Source organism: Nostoc sp. 'Lobaria pulmonaria (5183) cyanobiont', from assembly GCF_002949795.1.
In the GTDB taxonomy this organism is placed as follows: domain Bacteria; phylum Cyanobacteriota; class Cyanobacteriia; order Cyanobacteriales; family Nostocaceae; genus Nostoc.
Genome location: NZ_CP026692.1, coordinates 2,218,925 through 2,237,479, shown reverse-complemented (window position 1 = coordinate 2,237,479; position 18,555 = coordinate 2,218,925). Strand labels below are relative to the sequence as shown.

Annotated in this window: 14 protein-coding genes; 6 read left to right on the top strand and 8 right to left on the bottom strand. The window is 40.0% G+C overall.

Translation table 11 applies throughout. The features are described 5' to 3' along the window. Positions 1–8 precede the first annotated feature (8 nt). The gene (locus tag NLP_RS09615) at positions 9–629 is read left to right on the top strand and encodes a hypothetical protein (protein ID WP_234017262.1); all 621 of its coding nucleotides are present in this window, start codon (positions 9–11) and stop codon (positions 627–629) included. Between the two features lie 354 nt (positions 630–983). Here the strand turns inward: NLP_RS09615 and NLP_RS09610 are convergent, their stop codons facing one another. The 3 genes from NLP_RS09610 to mnmG all read right to left on the bottom strand — a co-directional run bounded on the left by NLP_RS09610 (position 984) and on the right by mnmG (position 6,347). Next, positions 984–1,961: a bestrophin family protein gene (locus NLP_RS09610; protein WP_104906205.1), complete on the bottom strand. Its 978-nt coding sequence runs from the start codon at positions 1,959–1,961 to the stop codon at positions 984–986. Between the two features lie 665 nt (positions 1,962–2,626). Then, positions 2,627–3,988, bottom strand: a complete 1,362-nt coding sequence (locus NLP_RS09600) for a hypothetical protein (protein WP_104906203.1) — start codon at positions 3,986–3,988, stop codon at positions 2,627–2,629. Between the two features lie 436 nt (positions 3,989–4,424). Further along, positions 4,425–6,347, bottom strand: coding sequence for a tRNA uridine-5-carboxymethylaminomethyl(34) synthesis enzyme MnmG (gene mnmG / locus NLP_RS09595; RefSeq protein ID WP_104909824.1), 1,923 nt, complete (start codon positions 6,345–6,347; stop codon positions 4,425–4,427). A 305-nt stretch (positions 6,348–6,652) separates the two neighbouring features. Between mnmG and NLP_RS09590 the strand changes: the two genes are divergently transcribed. Continuing rightward, entirely contained in the window at positions 6,653–7,495 is an 843-nt protein-coding gene (locus NLP_RS09590) for a D-alanyl-D-alanine carboxypeptidase family protein (protein WP_442946661.1), read from the top strand. A 63-nt stretch (positions 7,496–7,558) separates the two neighbouring features. Then, complete coding sequence (locus NLP_RS09585; RefSeq protein ID WP_104906201.1) at positions 7,559–9,076, top strand: NYN domain-containing protein; 1,518 nt, start codon at positions 7,559–7,561, stop codon at positions 9,074–9,076. 362 nt (positions 9,077–9,438) lie between these two features. Here NLP_RS09585 and NLP_RS09580 read toward each other — a convergent pair whose 3' ends face one another. After that, on the bottom strand, positions 9,439–10,419 hold the full coding sequence (locus NLP_RS09580; protein WP_104906200.1) for a water stress protein WSP1: 981 nt from the start codon (positions 10,417–10,419) through the stop codon (positions 9,439–9,441). A 1,111-nt stretch (positions 10,420–11,530) separates the two neighbouring features. After that, a complete protein-coding gene (locus tag NLP_RS09575; protein ID WP_104906199.1) occupies positions 11,531–11,893 on the bottom strand; it encodes a hypothetical protein in 363 nt (120 codons plus the stop codon). Between the two features lie 256 nt (positions 11,894–12,149). Between NLP_RS09575 and NLP_RS09570 the strand changes: the two genes are divergently transcribed. Both NLP_RS09570 and NLP_RS09565 read left to right on the top strand, forming a co-directional pair. After that, positions 12,150–13,196 (top strand): DMT family transporter, encoded by a 1,047-nt coding sequence (locus tag NLP_RS09570; protein ID WP_104906198.1) that lies wholly within the window; start codon positions 12,150–12,152, stop codon positions 13,194–13,196. Between the two features lie 188 nt (positions 13,197–13,384). Then, the gene (locus NLP_RS09565; protein ID WP_104906197.1) at positions 13,385–14,155 is read left to right on the top strand and encodes a DUF2996 domain-containing protein; all 771 of its coding nucleotides are present in this window, start codon (positions 13,385–13,387) and stop codon (positions 14,153–14,155) included. An 80-nt stretch (positions 14,156–14,235) separates the two neighbouring features. Here NLP_RS09565 and NLP_RS09560 read toward each other — a convergent pair whose 3' ends face one another. Together NLP_RS09560 and NLP_RS32965 are read right to left on the bottom strand one after the other, a co-directional pair. Next, on the bottom strand, positions 14,236–14,733 hold the full coding sequence (locus tag NLP_RS09560; RefSeq protein ID WP_104906196.1) for a TM2 domain-containing protein: 498 nt from the start codon (positions 14,731–14,733) through the stop codon (positions 14,236–14,238). A 526-nt stretch (positions 14,734–15,259) separates the two neighbouring features. Then, a complete protein-coding gene (locus tag NLP_RS32965; RefSeq protein ID WP_158680325.1) occupies positions 15,260–15,430 on the bottom strand; it encodes a hypothetical protein in 171 nt (56 codons plus the stop codon). A gap of 46 nt (positions 15,431–15,476) precedes the next feature. Between NLP_RS32965 and acsF the strand changes: the two genes are divergently transcribed. Beyond that, the gene (gene acsF / locus NLP_RS09555) at positions 15,477–16,553 is read left to right on the top strand and encodes a magnesium-protoporphyrin IX monomethyl ester (oxidative) cyclase (protein ID WP_104906195.1); all 1,077 of its coding nucleotides are present in this window, start codon (positions 15,477–15,479) and stop codon (positions 16,551–16,553) included. A gap of 181 nt (positions 16,554–16,734) precedes the next feature. Here the strand turns inward: acsF and NLP_RS09550 are convergent, their stop codons facing one another. Then, entirely contained in the window at positions 16,735–17,949 is a 1,215-nt protein-coding gene (locus NLP_RS09550; RefSeq protein ID WP_104906194.1) for a type I restriction endonuclease, read from the bottom strand. Positions 17,950–18,555 lie beyond the last annotated feature (606 nt).

Below are 18,555 nucleotides of genomic sequence, written 5' to 3'. Positions count from 1 at the left end.
CCTGACTTATGATGAAGTTACCGCAAACGATTCCAGTTTTTGTTTTTGGGGCTAGCTTGGCTGTAATTTCCCCTCAAATTTGTGCTGCTTTCAGCGTTCAAGAGGTAGCTATTGTTGCCCAAGCATCAAGCGATTTGCCAATGGTCAAATCAGCTGGACTGTCCCCCGATATGGATGTGCCTTGGTCGAAAGCTGTAAGAATTGTTGACCCCTTTGAAGGGGAGTTTGTTGGAGTTTTCGACCGCAATTCTTTAGGTGGCCACTTGTACCGTGAGGGTTCAAAGCAAGTTATTAGTTTGTGGACTCCTTCGAGCATTCGAGTACTCGTAACAGTAAATTCGGATCAAGCAAAGTCTTCTTTCGACATAGCAGGTCGTGTGTATCCCAGGCCTGACTATTTTAGATTTGCCACGACAAAAAAAGTCGATAAGCTTTTGCTCAAGGTCAGGGAAAAAGTTTTTCAATTAGACGGTTCAACTGGCACATTTGCTGTCAGTAAAGAATTAGCCACTGCTTTGAAAAATGCTCCAAATGAGAACTTAGATATCAGACTAGTCTTGGAAGGAGGTCAAACTGTTGATAGCGAAATTGGCAAAGAGACGGTAAAAGCTTGGCGAACTATTTATTAAGCGATCGCATTTTTCCGCCAAGTATTTTCTATATTTAATAAAGGAAAAATCTCTCCGTTCTCATCAGAAATTTATTTGGTACAACTTGTTTATAGATCAATACACTTGGGTTAAGCATAACCGAAGGTTGGGTTGAACGAAGTCAAACCCAACAAATCAGCGAAAATGTTGGTTTACCCTTCTCCTTTGGAGACGCTACGCGAACGGGAAGCAAGCTACGTGACTCAAACGCCACTTGCTAAGAAAGCAAGAACGCTAAAAGCGAACAAGTCGGTAAACCCAAGGGCGCAGTGGCTCCCCAACCTACGCAGTTTAAAGTTTTTGGCGCTAACCCAAGCGTATTGGTTTATAGATTTAATAATAACGAACATTGTTAGAAGCAAGACTGATTAATTCTTCTACATTGTTTGAGATTGTATTGCAAATAGTATTTAAAGGTAAGTCATTAGGATCAAACCCAAAAGGTTCTTCAATTTCTGATCCAATTTGTTCAATACTTAATAATGTAAAACTTACAAAAGCCATTACTATACCAGTCCACCAACTTAAAAAACTCACAATTTCTAAAGGTAATATAAGACAAAACATTAATAAAAGTTGTCTGAGTTTAATAGTATATATCAAAGGCAGCGGCGTTTTTAAAATGCGTTCGCAACCGCCTAAAATATCTACTAAATCATCTACACAATTATGTAAAGTAGTCAGTTGATAGACATTTAGACAATTTCGGTCATGCTGATATTGCAAGTAATCTCCTATCCAATAAGCAATTTGTAGTGGAGGATGATTAGTCTCTTGGAGTTGTAAATATTGTTTTTCAGACATTAATGATGCCAACTGAGTGTCTAAAGGCACCGATCTTAGATGTAACTTCATTGCAACTGCAAAAGCAGTTACTAACCGAAGCATTGCTTCTTTTTCTAATTTATCTTGTGGTGTTTTCTCTTTAACTATTATCGAAATTCCCCGAGTTAAATTACGCGATGTATTTACTAAAGCTCCCCATAGTTGACGACCTTCCCAAAATCTATCATGGGCTGTATTCGTCCGAAAGACTAATAGTAATGTAAAACCAATATTAAAACTTAAAACAGCATTGGTAAGAATATTGCTGGAATCTGAAAATGCTATTGGTAATCCTAAATGATCTAAAAATGATATAAAAGTACTATATAGAGTACAAAAAATTACCCAAGGAAGAATAATAGAGATAATTGACCTTTCAAGCCGAAGAGTTACTTGAAGCCAGTTCAGCTTTTCACCTTTGTAAAGATGATACTTTTCTCTTAAAGAGTTTTTAGAATTATTTTGAAAATAGTTAGGTTTTTTCATGTTGTTAATACCAATTCTGTATAAAGATGCACCAAATTATATAAAAATTGAACTGCATAGACGCAAAGCGACTACTCTTACGAGAACGCTAAGAGCGAACCCGCAGGGTAGGGCGTATTTGCGTAGCGTCTCGTCAGAGAAGGACACAAAGGAAGGAAAAGAGAAAATTTGGCGCAGCCTCACAAAGAAATGGTATAAGGTTTGAGGATTACATCAATTAGCAAACTAACTTTTTTAGCTAAATATATCTTGCTTAAGCCAGATATATGAAAGATGTAAGTTTCCACATAGTCACTGTAGTGGAACTATAATAAACACAAGTTATAGTTTTAACATTGAAATTTATTTATGTAAACTATCTTTAGCTAGGGAAATCCAATACTGTCTTCCAATTATTCACTACAAACCTGATTTTCTGCTTTTATTGATAAAAGATTGTGGTATTTCAGGTAAAAGCGATCTTACTGCCAATAAGGCTGATGGTGTTAAAACTAGGCGTGATCGCATGAGCTAGGCTAGGCAATCTTAACAGTGAAGACACAGACAGAGAACTATTTGACGCGATCAAATTATTTCAATCAATTATTGCTGGTCGCAGTAATGTTAATGGTGATAAATAAGTTTAATCTTTAAACTCTCCTCAACCAGGCAGTGGGTGAAAAAATTTATAGTTTCTGTCCTGCATAAATCGATCGCACTTCGCCATTACGTCGGACGACTGCTTCGCCATTACTGACATCTACTAGTGTCCAACCGCTGGAGCCGATACCTTCACCCATATTTATCCGGCGAGTCACGCCATCAATTTTAAACAGAGCGGCAGATTTGTTGCCCAACTCTAGCAATCCCTCTAAGGTATTACTCGGAGCTTCTGCGATCGCAGTTGGCGGATATACTTGTTCCTGGGTAATAGTTGGTTCTGACTCTGGTGCGAGTGCAGCACGCAATGGAACTATTGGTAATGCAGGCAGAGGCTTGGGTGTTTGGCGCACGGTAATGGGTGCTGTTTTGGCTGCCACAGGTTTGAGTTCGGCTCGGACAGCCGCAGCTAACATATTGACAGTTACAGGCTTGGCAGCTTGTCGCACTGTATTCAGAGCAGTTTTCACAACATTAGGTTGAGATATCCGTAATGCACTGGCAACTTGTGGTAAAAGTGTGGGAGTCCCTGGAATGGCTGGAAGGGCATAGCGCATTGGTGACGGCGCTTGATAAACGGGGACGTAGATGCGCTCAACAACACTTCCAGAACGGTTGGGGGCTGGTGGTGTATTGTTAGCTAGAAGTGGAAGTGCTGGTAGATTAGCAGTTGCTTGCTCGCGGCCAAGGGATATTTGGTTAGTATTTACTTGACTGGAGAATCCTGGACTGAAAGATTTTTGATTGCTTTTTGCTCCTTGCTTATCTATAACAGCCAGCGCTTGGAGCATATAGTCAACTAACTCTGCCTCAATTTCTGTTTTTACGGGCAATCGTGACTGCGATTGCGGCAATAGAAGCGCTGATTCGGGCAATTTGGTATTTAAAAGATATACGACTCCAGACTGCACCAGGTAGATCATACTAGCGATCGCCACGCCTAAAGTTGTTCCTACAATCAGCAGTTTGCCTAAAACCGGACTAGTTTTCTGACGCTTTCTACTAACTGGTTTAACAGTAGCGGGATCAAATATAACAGTACTCAATTGCTTGTGGCTATCTTGAGCAACTGAATGTACTGCTTGGTTCAGTGTGTTCGGTAAGATAATCTGTGGTATCGTAACTGTTTGCAGAGGCACGTCTTCTGGAGGTGATTGGCGTTGAGCTTGGGCGGAAACTCCAGCAACAGAGTGGTTTGATTTGTTTTGACTACTGTGCCTAACAGTTTGAGAAGGTAAATTACCACTAGCATCCAGAATGTAGTCGATATCGGCAAAGAGTTCATCCATTAGACCATCAGCATAGTTTTCTATCGACCAAGGCTCGTTGGTGATTAAGTCCTCTGATGGTTCTGGTACTATGAGACGGGTGCTGGCTTCTTGTAACATAGACGTTCTGGGTTGTTGCTTGGACGAGTAAACGCCATCCTTACTGCCTGGAATTAGGATTATAGAGGAGGTAGCAGGTAGAGGGCAGTTCTTACTGAAATAAACCAGTATGAATAAAAACTTCTAGCTTGGGTAATTACCCGGTTTAAAAAGAAGAATTGTATTGAAACGTGTTGAGCGATATACAAAGCTTGGAGACGCTTTGTCTCCGGTCTTGCTCCACTCCTATGCAGTTGTGCGTGGGTTACTCCTGCCTTTTGCCTCCTGAATAATGAAACATCTAATCCCCCATCTTAATTGAGATAAGTTGATTGAGTATTGGTATTAAACTCAACTTTCATTTAGGGATTGTTGATGATGTCAGTACTAATACTTATGTCATCTATCATACCAATTTCTCTCCCTACTACTATACTCAGTCTTTATCAAGCTTGTGTTAAGCTAACGCTGGAAACTCTGACTGGCTCTTGGTTCTACGCAATTCTAGATATAATAATAAAGCGTTAATATCCGCTGGATTTACACCACCTATACGTGCAGCTTGACCAAGAGTGAGTGGTTTTATGTGAGTCAGCTTTTCTCGTGCCTCTTTAGAAAGAGTATCAATTGTTGTGTAGTCTAAATCCCCAGGTAACTGGCGGTGAGCTTGGCGGGCAATTTGGTCAATCTGATTTTGTTGCCTAGCGAGATAGCCAGAATACTTGATGTCAATTTCTGCACCTTCTTTTTCGGCCCGGTTGAGGTTAGGGTTTCCCAGTCCGAACCTGTCGAGGTCAACGTAATGCAATCCCGGACGGCGTAACAAGTCATTGAGGGTAATTGAACCTTTAATTGCTTGTTGGGTATCAGATGCGATCGCTATTCCAATTTCATCATGTTCTTTAACTCGTGTGCCTTGCAATCTTTGTTTTTCTGTGGTAATATTACCCTGTTTTTTGGTAAACATATCCCAGCGGCGATCGTCAATTAAACCAATTTCTCGTCCCAAGGGTGTCAGGCGTTGGTCGGCATTGTCAGAACGCAATAGCAATCGGTACTCTGACCTACTGGTGAGCATCCGGTAAGGTTCCCGCAGGTCTTTTGTACACAGGTCATCAACTAGCGTCCCAATGTAACTTTGCTCGCGGGCAAACACAATCATTTCTTGAGAGCGAACAAATCGAGCTGCGTTAATTCCCGCCACCAGCCCTTGGGCTGCGGCTTCTTCATAACCTGTGGTGCCGTTAATCTGCCCAGCACAAAACAACCCCGCAATTTTCTTAGTCATTAGTGTGGGGTAACACTGAGTTGCTGGTAAATAGTCATATTCCACTGCATAGGCGGGACGCAGCATCACACATTTTTCCAAACCGGGGAGAGTCCGCAACATTTGCAACTGCAAATTTTCTGGCAACCCTGTAGAAAACCCTTGAATATAAAGTTCGGGTATATCCCTTCCTTCCGGTTCAATAAAGATTTGATGGCTTTCTTTATCGGCAAAGCGGACAATCTTATCTTCAATACTGGGACAATAACGCGGCCCTTTGGCTTCCACCCAACCGCCATAAACTGGCGACAGGTGTAAATTTTCCTGAATCAGGCGATGTGTTTCGGCGGTTGTGCGGGTGATGTAGCAAGGCATCTGTTCCCGTTCTATCCACACATCTGGGTCAAAGCTAAACCAGCGCACATCTTCATCCCCTGGCTGGATGAGCATTTTACTATAATCTACCGATCGCTTATCTACCCGCGCTGGAGTTCCAGTTTTAAGTCTACCGATTTCAAATCCCAGGCGATTTAGGGTTTGTGTCAATCCTTCAGCTGCAAATTCTCCAGCACGTCCGGCTGGCATTGATTTGTTACCAACCCAAATTTTTCCTCCCAGAAAGGTGCCAGTTGTTAAGATGACTGCTTTACATTGGAACCCTACACCAAAATAAGTTTCAACGCCGATGACTTCACCGTTAGCGCCCAGCACCAAATCTGTTGCCATACTTTCGCGGATTGTCAAGTTTTCTTGATTCTCGACAATATTTTTCATCACTGCTGCATATTCGCGCTTATCAGTCTGGGCGCGTAATGCCCAAACAGCAGGCCCCCGTGAAGAGTTGAGGATACGTTTTTGCAGGTAGGTGCGGTCTGCTACTTTACCAATTTCTCCGCCGAGTGCATCTACCTCATGAGTCAACTGAGATTTAGCCGGGCCACCTACTGCTGGGTTACAAGGTTGCCAAGCGATTTTATCCAAGTTGAGCGTCAATAGCAGGGTACGACAACCGAGGCGTGCAGAGGCGAGAGCTGCTTCGCAACCGGAGTGACCTGCACCGACGACTATGACATCAAAAGCGTCTTGGAATTCAACGGAATTGTGCATGGTCATACTTACAGGATCGGCAAGCTTAGAGTTCTTTTCAATTTTAACTGTTCCAGTGATTTCATGGATGTAACTTTCTAATAAAAAAGTTATCAAACTTACTAGTACTCAATTAAAGGCAAGGTTCTATTTTTTAACTTTAGTAGTAATTAAAAAATCTCATCTTTTTTAAAATTTGTGACAACGTTCCGGTTTGTCAATAGCAGCTATTGTTCATATCGTTAGCCATTAGCAGAAATTGATTTATTAGTAGGGCATATTAAATATTTTATATAACTTGTATGAAACTAACTCTCAGAAATCAAAAAAATATTACTAGGTTTATTAGAAAAACAAGTTTTATCAGTATCGTTATCTTGATGATTTTTGTATTAGTAGCTAGCAATGAGATTACCCACCACAAAGTTGCTATAACTGCTCAACCATTACAAGAATGCTTAAGTAATAATTCATTACCTTGTACAGATACCTCTAAAAAGACAACATCAGAACCATTTATTCCAGATCCCAAATTAAATGACCAACAGCGTTTTTTATCTGCGATCGCTAGAAAATTACCCACAATTCCCCAGCCTGGTACTTATGAATATACTTTGCTGCGAAGCTATGGTGCAGTATTTGTAAATCCAGATATTGGGATTAAATTGCCGCAAAAAGATATCTTTGCTAATGAACAAGAAACCCAAGAGTTTCAAGCTACTTTAACAATGGGTCATGTTGATGGCACTAATGACTGTTATTTACAGAAATCGGCGGCTGATGCTTTAAATAAAGCGCGAGTTCAACAACAAATTCCGCTAAAATCTGGTTATGGTTCTGGTGATTGTACTCGTACTTTCAACACTAATTTAAGATTTTGGCACAAATATGCTAACAATCAAGTTTTAGCAAAAGTTAAACAAGGTAAAGAAACAAAAATTCTCGGTTTAGTTGCACCTCCCGGAACTTCACAACATCTTTGGGGATTAGCAATTGATTTACGCGTAGGCAGTAAAGAACAGAGAAAAGCTCTTAATCAAAATGGTTGGTTTCAAACTGTAGAAAACGATGTTCCACATTGGACTTATGTGGGTTTATCTGAAGAGAATTTACCTTTATTTGGTTTTAAAAAACAAGCTATTCGAGGTACTAGCTATTGGATGACGCCACTTTAATTGTTAGATAGCATAAAAACTTGGGAATACTAACCTAAAAGATGTATTGTCAGGGATTTAGCTATGCCAAACGAAGTTGCTAACCAAGAGCAAGACTTCCTAATTGATTTATTAAGAGCGACTTATCAAAATCAGGAAGTATATCCAATTCTGCAACGTAACTTAAGTAAACTCAACGATGATTTAGCTTTAAAGTTGCGAAAAAGGGTAAGCGATCGCTTTGCTAAAGAACCTGCCATTGCTATTAATTTAGCTAGAGTCATTATCAAACTGAGTACCATTATTCAAGAGTTTGAACAAGGGAACATTGCTAGTAATTTGGAAATTGCCATCGCAGGTTATGAAACAGTTTTGCAAGTGTGTACCCGTGAGGCTTTCCCCCAAGAATGGGATGTCGTCCAGCAAGCTTTGGTAATAGCTTACCAGCAACGCCAGCAAATTCTTTCTAGAACTATTGGGGAACTTCGGGAGCCGACTATCCAAACCCAGACTCAAATCAATACATTAACTGAGCAATTACAAGAAGAGTTACAACAAGCAAAGCTGCAAGTCAATGACTTAAAAACAACAATTACAGAGTTAAAACAGAAAGAAGGTAATTCCGAATCCAGGATAGAGATAACATCTTTAATAGCTGAGTTTAAAGAGTTAAAGGAACGTCAGATTCGTGTAGAACAGTTTCCTCCTACAGTTAAGATTTTACCTAAGACTGAACAATTCAACACAGCTATTTTTTATGATATTGAAAACTTAACAATGGGTAGAAACAATCCTAACTTAAAATTTTCTCTAAAAGAAATTCAAACAAATTTGGAAAATACTACTATAGTTAATAAAATTGCTATCCAATGCGCTTATGCTGACTGGAGTGATTCTCGATTAAGACCACTCAATAATGAGATTCAAGAACTTGGCATCGAAGCAATTCAAATTTTTGATTATAGTCACAAACGGAATGCAGCAGATATGCAACTAGCCATTGATATCATGGAATTAGCCCAAAGTCGTCCGACACTGCAAGTTTTTGTTATTGTATCAGGTGATGGTGCATTTGCCGCTTTAGCTAAAAAGCTTCATGAATATGGAAAGACTGTAATTGGATGTGCTTATGAAGTACAAATTAATCGTATTCTCAAGTCTGTTTGTGATTGTTTTATATCTATACCCGCTCCCCACGTAAAAATAGAGGATATTCCAATTAATAAAGTAACTAACGAGAGTCTATTCAATGATGATATTTTAGTAGTAACTAATCAAGTATTGCAGGATTTAAAAAAGGATTTTGAGCAATTAAGTCAGCTTAAAGAAGATGGTATTCATCTGCCTAAAATTCACACAATATTGAAAGATAATATTCTAAATTTTGACCAAAAAAGAAAACAACATGGTTACAATTTGGCAAAGTTTTTAAAGAAAGTCATTGAAGGAACAGATATTTGTCTATCGAGTGATAACAATAAATTAATTTTGAGAGAAACGTTAACTTTAGGTTCTAATGGCTCATCAAATAGAACTTTAAATGGTAGTAGCCCTTGTTTAGTGACTAGAGTGCTTACTACAAACTCCGTCACCCAATTCTGAATTCTGGCGACTGACGTATGTATTCTGTTTTGATAAATTTCAAAATAAAAATCCAGTTAGTGGGACTTAGGCAAAAAACACCGATAAAATAGCCTCAAACGTATATCCCAATGGGTTTTGACATAGTTTTGCTTGGGTTTTTGATATATCTGGGTTTCAGGCGTTTTCGGGCATTTGGTGTATTCTCCTTACCCTGCAAGGGTTTGAGGCTTATTTATTCCTCAAAAATGTTTAAGTCCCGTTAGTCTCTACAAAAAGCACAGGTAGTTTGGCAAATAAAACTTTTTTACTTTTAGCTCCGTTCTTCAACTCTTGTAAAAGTAGTTTTTACAAGAGTTGAACAAAGAGTATCTTAACGACTGTTATTCATTAACAATCGTAAAGCCTTCATACTGAACAGGTGCTGTTGCCAAAGCATTTGGTAAAGTAACGTTACCAAGTAAGGTGGCGGTTGCAAAGCCAGCGCCATTAGTACCTGTGGCACTACCTAAACCTAGACCTGATGCAGCAAGTTCATCTTGGTAGCCTGTGATCTCATAGACAGCACCAGTTTCCAGCCAACCGATCAATCTTTGAGAACCGAGGTTAGTAAATGACAAATCAGAATCTGCGTTGACATTCAAAGGTTGCCCTGAAGAATTTTTCAGAGCAATCGGCGCAGATAGCTGACCAGTGAGTAGATCGACTTTATAAAGATTGTTCCCATTTCCATCAGAGGTATGAAAATCGCTAGCAAAAGCGCGAGTTTTACCAGGATTGAGATTGTCGATAGCTAATCCATCGGCAAATTTTCCAGGGTTAGTGGGTTGAGTTCCTTGTATTTGTGCAGCAGTAGTAGGTGCGCCAAAAGCGTCTACAAGGCTAATAGTTCCAGGATTACCTGTAGTAATTTTATAAAGTGAGCTTCCTACTGGTTCTCCACCAAGATTAGCAGTTTTATTTCCTGAAATGTTGTACAGAGCATTTTGTTGTTTACTAAAGTCAGCACCTGACTCAAATCCAAAACGATGTAGGTTAGATGGTGTACGAGTTGGTGAAACCGTGGCTGGAGCAAAAGGCTGATCTACATTATTAACGACAATAACAGCTGGATCAATTGGATTTGGAGGATTAGTGGCCCGTGCTTCGTTAACTGCAATTACCCTTCCGGTAGTAGGGTTAGTTGCCAAACCTTCTAGATCTGCGTTAGTAACAGTACCTGCAATATTGACTGTACCTACTTTTGTAGGGGTAATAGAACCTTTAGGACCAGAAGGGATTAAAAAGCGGTAAACATCAAGTTGCTTGCCATTACTAGCGTTTGAGTCACGATCTTCTCCAATGGTATAGCCGTAAAGAGCCATGAGAATTTTCTCCTTATTGAAACCTGTTAAACTTTTGGGAACACTCCAAATATGCAAACTGCTATCTGACTAAAAGCTTGTACGACACAAACAAAGCTAACCTTCCCAGGTTGAGATTTAAGATTAGTCTGCGTTATCTTACTTTGCTTATATAGCAGAGAAATTTGCAAAACTGAAATACTGCTAAACTTTTGACTGTAAACAAGCTAAGACAACTTAACTCCAGATTGTTGTAATTACTATTTATTTGCTCAATTTCTGAAAGTAGGATATGTGAGAACTTGATGTCAGAGGTATAAATCTCAAAGCTACATTAAGTTACACTTTCAGATATTTTTTAGGAACCCATTATTTCCAAACTAGATTACAATGAGCCGAGAGTTAAGCATCTTTAATTTACCCATTAAAAGTCAAAATTTAAGGTTGTAAACATGTATTTGGAGTTATCTTACACAAGACTATATTTGACTAATGTTAAGGTTTAATAACATCTTGGTTAAGGTTTAGTAGTTGCTGAATGTTTTCACTCGCTGATATACTTATTCCGTTGTTTCAACAAAAAAAGCACATCGGGGCAAAGTAATATAGAAGTACGCTTTCTGCTTGTGAAACCGCTACCGATTACCTCTGAGGTTGCATAGAGCAATTTACTCAATCTTTTTGTCTTGCCAAGTCTGATTTTGTAGAGTTTCACAAAGAAAGAGAATTTTACTAGATAAAATACCACAGTTAATTAATACATTTGGCAAAGGTATTAGTACAGGCAGAAGTTGACTGATTTAATAGCTATTAAACAATTTATCTTTGCAGGCGATCGCTCTTATCCTGCTTACTTAAAAATTCCTTTATCGAAAAGAATTAAATAAGATTTAAAGGACAAAGTTAAAAAGAAGACTCATCTTTCTCATTTTCACCTTTAACCTGATTCTGCCAGAAAGTTAACGACTTTTTGTGAAGGACGAAATCAGACTTTTTCTATGGCATAAAAGCACAGCACAAAACCGGAGACATTTCTATTGCTCCGGGCTTTTGTTCATATATTGCAACCTAGATACTAATCGAATTGCTCCTCTAGTTTCAGCAAAATATTAATTAGAAAGTGGATTTATTATTACTTCACTTCACTGGGTTCAAATTTAGTTACCTTACCTTTTTTAATCGCTACAATCACATCGTAATGCGAACAGTAAGCGAAAGTAACATCATTAGCTTTGTTATAAAGGTTAACTACATGACCTGCACCACCTACCTGGATACCGATTGGTTCTAAGTCACCAAAGAAGAAACGACGTAGTTGATCGCCACTACCAATTTGACCCTTACTCTTAGTAAGCAAGTCTAATTTTTGTGCTACAGACATTTCTTCGGCTGCTGATGCCTGCACTAATGACGGATTTATCGCCTTTAATGGTACGTCCCAAACTGTGAAAAAACCAACCAAGGCTACACTTGTAAGCAAGGGTGCGAGTTTCATTTATTACTTCTCTTTTTTGTTTTATCCTGAACATCCCAAGCATCTCAGGTGGCAGTGAGAGCTGATTGAAACTAAGCCACTATTTTCATGAATTTATCCCTTGAGAAAATTTAGTGAATTCTCAGCATTTTCTCAGGTAATCATGGCTGCTCAAAGTCACAGGATAATTTAAGTATTTTCTCAACAAAACCTCATTTTGAAGTGCGTGAGGATAACTTAATATGATGAGCAATGCTTTCATTGCAGTGATGTTATTGTGACTAGACCCAAAAAACCACATCGCCAAATCCATAGAATTTCAGGACAAACATATCTTTGGCTAGCAATGCTAATTTTTGGAGCATCTAGCGCCGTGACTCGGAAACTAACAGAAATTGGTGCTCAACATTTTATCGGCGATCGCAATCCGATTTCTTTGTGTAATGTTTTATTCGTGGGAAACCTTTGCGCTTTGATACTTTTGATCCTAATCTATGGGCGACAGTGGAACAAAGCTACTTTGAAGCAACTTTCAAGAAAGGATTGGGTCAGTCTAACAGCAGTAGCTATTTTATTAGGAGCGTTAGCCCCTGGCTTAATTTTCCAGGCACTGGCACTTACAGGGGTGAACAATGTCATCTTGGTGGGACGCTTGGAACCGCCTCTAACTCTGGCTTTATCAGTCTGGTTATTGAGAGAACGGGTAAATATTTGGGAATTTCTTGGTGCGATCGCAGCTTTTGTTGGTGTTATCCTAACTATTATCCTTCAGCCTCCAACAGAAACCATGATGAACATGGGAAGTTTCGGTTTAGGCATAGGGGAACTTTTGGCCGCAGCTGCATCTGTGGCTATAGCGGCTTCTACGATTATTAGCAAGAAACACCTTTCGCAGATTCCTTTGGGAATCTATAGCATTTTTCGGACTGCACTAGGAACTGTAATCTTTTTCTTTATTGCTTTAGTCTTCTATGGCAGGGATCATTTCGCTGGTGTCCTCTCACCATTCTTGTGGGAGTGGATGTTTCTTTATGGCGGGTTGATTGTGGTGCTAGGCCAGTCTTTTTGGATTAAAGGCTTGAAAACTTCTACTGCTTCTATGGCTTCTTTGGTTAGCTCATTTGGCCCAATTGTGGGAATTATAGCAGCCTATTTAATTTTGGGTGAAGCCCCTACCCGACCTCAATATATTGGCGGTAGCTTGATTTTAGTAGGCATATTCTTGAGCCAAGTTGGTACCAGGCGTCAGACTTCTAGCAGCAAGGTAAATTCTACTCCAGCACAGCAACAAGTAGAAACTGGTATGGGATTCAAAGGGATTTGAAAGAAGCGGAGGGTAAAAAAGCTTATATCCTAAGCCTTTGCGTTATTTATAACTATACGAGCATCCGCAGGAGCGTTATTACGAATTAGAAATTCCGCCTTGCAGTACTAGTATGTCAAAATAAAAATACCCGATACATTAAGGTGAGCGATCGCTCCCAAAGCTAGATTAAAGGATTGACCTGAGCAATGGCAGACCCAACCAATCACAATCAAGCGGGAGAAGTAGCTCCCAGCACTGTTGACAAGCAAGCTCCTAGTGTGGCTGAAGAACACGCTCCTAGTACAGACTCACCCGAAGCTACAGATATTCCTACTGCCAACGCGCCAGATCCGAAAGCCGCAAATCCCGAAGATAACCCCAATGCTGCTAAACCAGCTGCTGTACCACCCAAGCGAGAAAAACCCGCCGTCGCAGCTAAAGCCGCCAAAGGAGAAAAACCCCCAGCCGACGACGACGCAACAGAAGAAAAACCCGCCGCCGCAGCTAAAGCCCCTAAAAAGGAAAAACCCCCAGCCGACGACGACGCAACAGAAGAAAAACCCGCCGCCGCAGCTAAAGCCCCTAAAAAGGAAAAAGCCCCAGCTGTTGAAAATAAGCCATTTGTAGAGTTCATTGAGCAAGACTACTTGCCAGCTTTACAAAAAGCGATCGCTCAAAAAGGCGTACAAGATTTACAGGTGTCTTTTGCCAAGCAAAAAGTGCCAATTACTGGCTTTGAATCCGCCGAAGAATGCTGGCAAATTATCGGCAGTTGGTCAGAAATTGGTAAGCGTCAGTTTAACCTGTATTTCCCCGATGAAGATATTCAAGGAAAAAAGGGATTTTCTTGTAATGAAGGCAAAAAACCCAGCACTTTTGAGTCATTCTTAATCGATGAACGCAAAATTACCCTCGATTTATTAGTATATGGCTTAGTTCAGCGCTTGGACGGTCAAAAGTGGTTAGGTAGAAATTAGTCATTAGTCATTAGTCATTGGTCATTGGTCATTGGTTTTTAACAAAGGACAAATGACCAAGAACAAATGACAAATAACAATTAAAGTTCGTGGAAATGGTAGGTAACGGCTCCAGTATTGGGGTCGTTATCAATTTTTACATAACCTGATTTGTACATCTCTTTAAGAGTAGCTTCCACTTCAGCAAAGCTGGCTCCCGTGAACTTCACCCCTTGAGTTACAGTTAAAATACCATCCTTGCTTTCCGCCGCTTCAATCAGTTTCACCATGAGTTGGTTGCCTGTTGGTCGGTGGACTTGAGAAGCAACCACTGCTTGATTCAACGGCACACCAAAGGGAGATACACCCGCTTTTAATCTCAGGTTATGTTGGTATTCGTCAACTATGTTGGGGATAAAGAACAAATCCACAAACTGCCCTATACCAAACACACCACCAGTCAACAGCCAAAACAAACCAGTTACGATCCTGCCATTGTAGAAACGGTGCAATCCTCCCACCCCGATAAATCCGACTGCACACAAGATATAAGAGACAAGAAGTCGGTCTTTTTGCTGCTGATTGTTTTCAAGATTCATCTTGTTTTCAACCCTTTGGATTTACTTTTGTTGTTTAAAATAGGTTTTTCGGACTGTTTTTTATACCAAGTGTTAATAGCTAGACTTACATCTTGCATCAGTTGCTTTCTAGCAATTTTCGTAATAGACACTCCTATTCTGATTTGAAGTTATGGGCATTGTCTAATCTCAAGTTATTCATCAGAGTGCAAAATATAACTAAATTACTTAGGATGTTCAGTAATTATGCTATTCATGGATTGTTAATTTTCAGCCGCTCAACGTATTAATAGAACCCCATGAATTTATTTTAGTAACAACCACAGAAAATTACTGAGATAGTAGTGCTTTGAGAATCAAGAGGTAAGTGCTTCTCCACTCGATCAAAATAATGCTGCTCACTCAACTACATTTATTTGACTACCAATCCGCGATTTTTGATTCCGTAAATATTGAATGATTGTTGCAACTCTTAATGTTTTGCTTACAAATTTCTCACCCGCACCTTGGTAGACTGAACTTTATACAATTGGATTATTGTGGGCTGTTACGGTTTGCCAGAGCATTTCTGGTGAGGCAGTCCGGTCTTCTCCCAAAGGGAGAGGCTAGCGCCAACGGGTTTCCACGCCAGTTGCTTCAAGTCGGCACAGCCGCCCAACGCACTGGCTCCCCATGAGGAACTGCCGTTACCGTGGCGGTAGAGACGTAGGAACGTCACCCGAAAGGTCTACTTAAGATAATAAAGACGAAAGAGAAATCAAGACATGGTAGATTCCCTCAAAAAACCAGGCTTTGAAGAAATCCGGCCAGGGATTAAAGTCCCGGCAAAAGAAACCCTGTTAACACCTCGGTTTTATACTACCGATTTTGATGAAATGGCACGGATGGATATCTCCGTCAATGAAGATGAGTTAAGAGCCATTCTTGAAGAGTTTCGCACTGACTACAACCGCCACCACTTTGTTCGGGATGCCGAGTTTGAACAATCCTGGGATCATATTGACGGGGAAACTCGCAAGTTGTTCGTTGAATTTCTAGAACGTTCTTGTACGGCAGAGTTTTCCGGCTTTTTGCTGTATAAAGAACTTGGTCGTCGCTTGAAAGGCAAAAGCCCCGTCTTGGCAGAGTGTTTTAACCTGATGTCACGGGATGAAGCGCGTCACGCTGGCTTTTTGAATAAAGCTTTGTCGGACTTTAATATGTCCCTAGATTTAGGGTTTTTGACTAAGAGTCGCAGTTATACCTTCTTTAAACCGAAATTCATCTTTTACGCTACTTATCTTTCTGAGAAGATCGGTTATTGGCGCTATATCACCATTTATCGCCATTTAGAAGCACATCCCGAAGACCGGGTTTATCCAATCTTCCGGTTCTTTGAGAACTGGTGTCAAGATGAAAACCGTCACGGCGATTTCTTTGATGCGATCATGAAATCTCAGCCGCAAATATTGAATGATTGGAAAGCAAAGCTATGGAGTCGTTTCTTCCTGTTGTCGGTGTTTGCGACCATGTATCTTAATGACATCCAACGCAAGGACTTTTATGCCACCCTTGGATTGGATGCGCGAGAATACGACATCCATGTTATTCAGAAGACTAACGAGAATGCGGGTAGGGTATTCCCACTGATGCTGGATGTAGAAAATCCAGAGTTTTATCAGCGATTGGATACTTGTATCAGCAATAATGAGAAGTTGGGTGCGATCGCTAACTCCAACACTCCCAAATTCCTGCAATTTTTCCAAAAACTGCCGCATTACATCTCCACTGGCTGGCAGTTATTGCGGCTGTACCTGATGAAACCGATTGATACTGTTTCTGCTCAAGGGGCAGTTCGTTAACTCATAACAGATTTGCGAAAGCTTTGGTGGTTCTGCTGATTGCAGAGCCACTTTTTTTTGTCCTTTTTCCAAGCCAATGATTACCGATATGTCAACCAATTAGTAGTGCGATCGCTAATTTGTTCGTAGGCAAAAATCGCAGATAGTTGGTTAGGTGTAGTTTGGTAGTAGATACCTTGAGTTAAGCTGATTTTTCCATTCTGATTACATCTGGAGTCAATGTTTGATGCTTTGCTGCTTCTGCCTCGTAACATCTGAGAATCAGTGATGTCAGCTTATCTAAATCACTGACAGAGGAAATAATTACTTTTGATGCGACATCCCCCAGAGAAGCTGTTACTTCCTGCACTTCAAAGTTTGAAGCTAGCGACTTTACTTCATCTACACTTAGTCGAGTAACAAAACTTTTTTTCTGCGAAGATAGATAGAGCCGCAGAAACCACCAAGTACTTTTGCCAACAAGATTGATACCAAAGTATGAAACAGTATCTTTGTATTGGAGTTGATAATTGTAACTCGTTGAGGTTTGCGTAATTGCTTTAATTTTTTCAAAAGCTTCGATTTCTTCAGCAGTTGTTACTACTTTTGATTCTTGAGGATCTGGTTGTATGTCCCCTCCTTCAATATCTACGTCTATTGGAGGTTCAACAGGCTGATCTATTACTGGAGTAAGTGAGCGAGTCATTAACTCTACTAAACTTCCCTGAATAGACTTTTTAACAATTGGTTTAAATTTATCAATAATTTTACCAGTAATTCGACCTTTAATTTCATAACTAGGAGCAACTGTACCAAGTTCAGTCACTAAAAAGCGAACAAATTCTTCAGAAGGAGAACGTAAAAGATTTCCTAGAAGTTGAGTCATGCCTTTTACATAAACCATTTCCTCAGCATGGTTGGTAATAGCTGTAACCTCAAAATTATCACGGTGAAAGAATTTGAGGTTATCAATATCTTTGGTATCATATTCCAGGATGTTAAAAGTAAAAAATGGCTCCTTGTCCATGACATTTTTATCACGCAAGTCTGTAAAGAAACGGTACTCAACCCCATTAGTGACGATAGCTACTTTTGTTGTCAAAAGTCCATTAAAATAGCGACTCAGTTGCCCATCATGTGCTTCAGCTTTTTGACCACGGGCTTTTGCCTCTACGAGCATAACTATATTATTGTTAATAGCTAAGGCGTAATCTACCTTTTCAAACTGCCCTGCTTTTTTAATAGCAAAATCTGCCACGTATTCCGGCATTACTTCACTAGGGTCATAGACATCGTAGCCAATAGCACTCAAAAAAGGAACAATCAGTGCCATCTTAGTAGCTTCTTCGCCAACAACTTGGTCAGCCCGCTTACGGACTTGTTCAGACAGCTTGGTAATATCTTCAATGAATCCCATCTTGTTTGCTCCTGGTAGATTAGTGAGTATTAATACAATATTTTTTGTAAAATAGGAGTGATTGTAAGGTGATAAAGTAGATTTAAATTGAAAGTGTTAGCGCGATCGCCTTTTTTATCACTCCTATAAAAGTATTCCCAAATAAGTACCAGCCTGTAACACTCATGACTTGTTCACAGATGCAATGGCATCGGTAATGAATAAAAATAAATCAGAATGATTTTTTACAAAGCTTCAGGCTATAGCGATTCTCAAAAAAATGCTCAAGCTATAAAGCCCACGAATTCATCCGTGGGCTTTTTAATACAAGCTAACTTGCCGTTGCTGCTTTGAAATGGAAATCTTTACTCTTTCTTCTCTGCGAGACGCGCAATCGGCAGACCAAAATATTGCTGAGTGAATGAATTTTACTTTTTACTCAGCAATATTTTGGTGAGAAAGGTTTTCGTGAGTTTCTACAGTTACAACAGAAGCCGACATTAGGATACACTGGCATTTGAATACACCGGAAGTTCATCAGCGACTTAGTTTGTCGCTTCTGGTGACTTCCTTCCTAGTATCCTATCGCTTTTGGCTGTATGAAACTTACTCCAATCTACGGTAAGT

What these genes read in the sequence shown, in the direction of transcription:
- NLP_RS09550 (WP_104906194.1), bottom strand. Translation starts at nt 17,949, where the DNA reads ATGGGATTCATTGAAGATATTACCAAGCTGTCTGAACAAGTCCGTAAG.
- NLP_RS09575 (WP_104906199.1), bottom strand. Translation starts at nt 11,893, where the DNA reads ATGAAACTCGCACCCTTGCTTACAAGTGTAGCCTTGGTTGGTTTTTTC.
- NLP_RS09580 (WP_104906200.1), bottom strand. Translation starts at nt 10,419, where the DNA reads ATGGCTCTTTACGGCTATACCATTGGAGAAGATCGTGACTCAAACGCT.
- NLP_RS09615 (WP_234017262.1), top strand. Translation starts at nt 9, where the DNA reads ATGATGAAGTTACCGCAAACGATTCCAGTTTTTGTTTTTGGGGCTAGC.
- NLP_RS09600 (WP_104906203.1), bottom strand. Translation starts at nt 3,988, where the DNA reads ATGTTACAAGAAGCCAGCACCCGTCTCATAGTACCAGAACCATCAGAG.
- mnmG (WP_104909824.1), bottom strand. Translation starts at nt 6,347, where the DNA reads ATGACCATGCACAATTCCGTTGAATTCCAAGACGCTTTTGATGTCATA.
- NLP_RS09610 (WP_104906205.1), bottom strand. Translation starts at nt 1,961, where the DNA reads ATGAAAAAACCTAACTATTTTCAAAATAATTCTAAAAACTCTTTAAGA.
- NLP_RS09565 (WP_104906197.1), top strand. Translation starts at nt 13,385, where the DNA reads ATGGCAGACCCAACCAATCACAATCAAGCGGGAGAAGTAGCTCCCAGC.
- NLP_RS09560 (WP_104906196.1), bottom strand. Translation starts at nt 14,733, where the DNA reads ATGAATCTTGAAAACAATCAGCAGCAAAAAGACCGACTTCTTGTCTCT.
- NLP_RS09585 (WP_104906201.1), top strand. Translation starts at nt 7,559, where the DNA reads ATGCCAAACGAAGTTGCTAACCAAGAGCAAGACTTCCTAATTGATTTA.
- acsF (WP_104906195.1), top strand. Translation starts at nt 15,477, where the DNA reads ATGGTAGATTCCCTCAAAAAACCAGGCTTTGAAGAAATCCGGCCAGGG.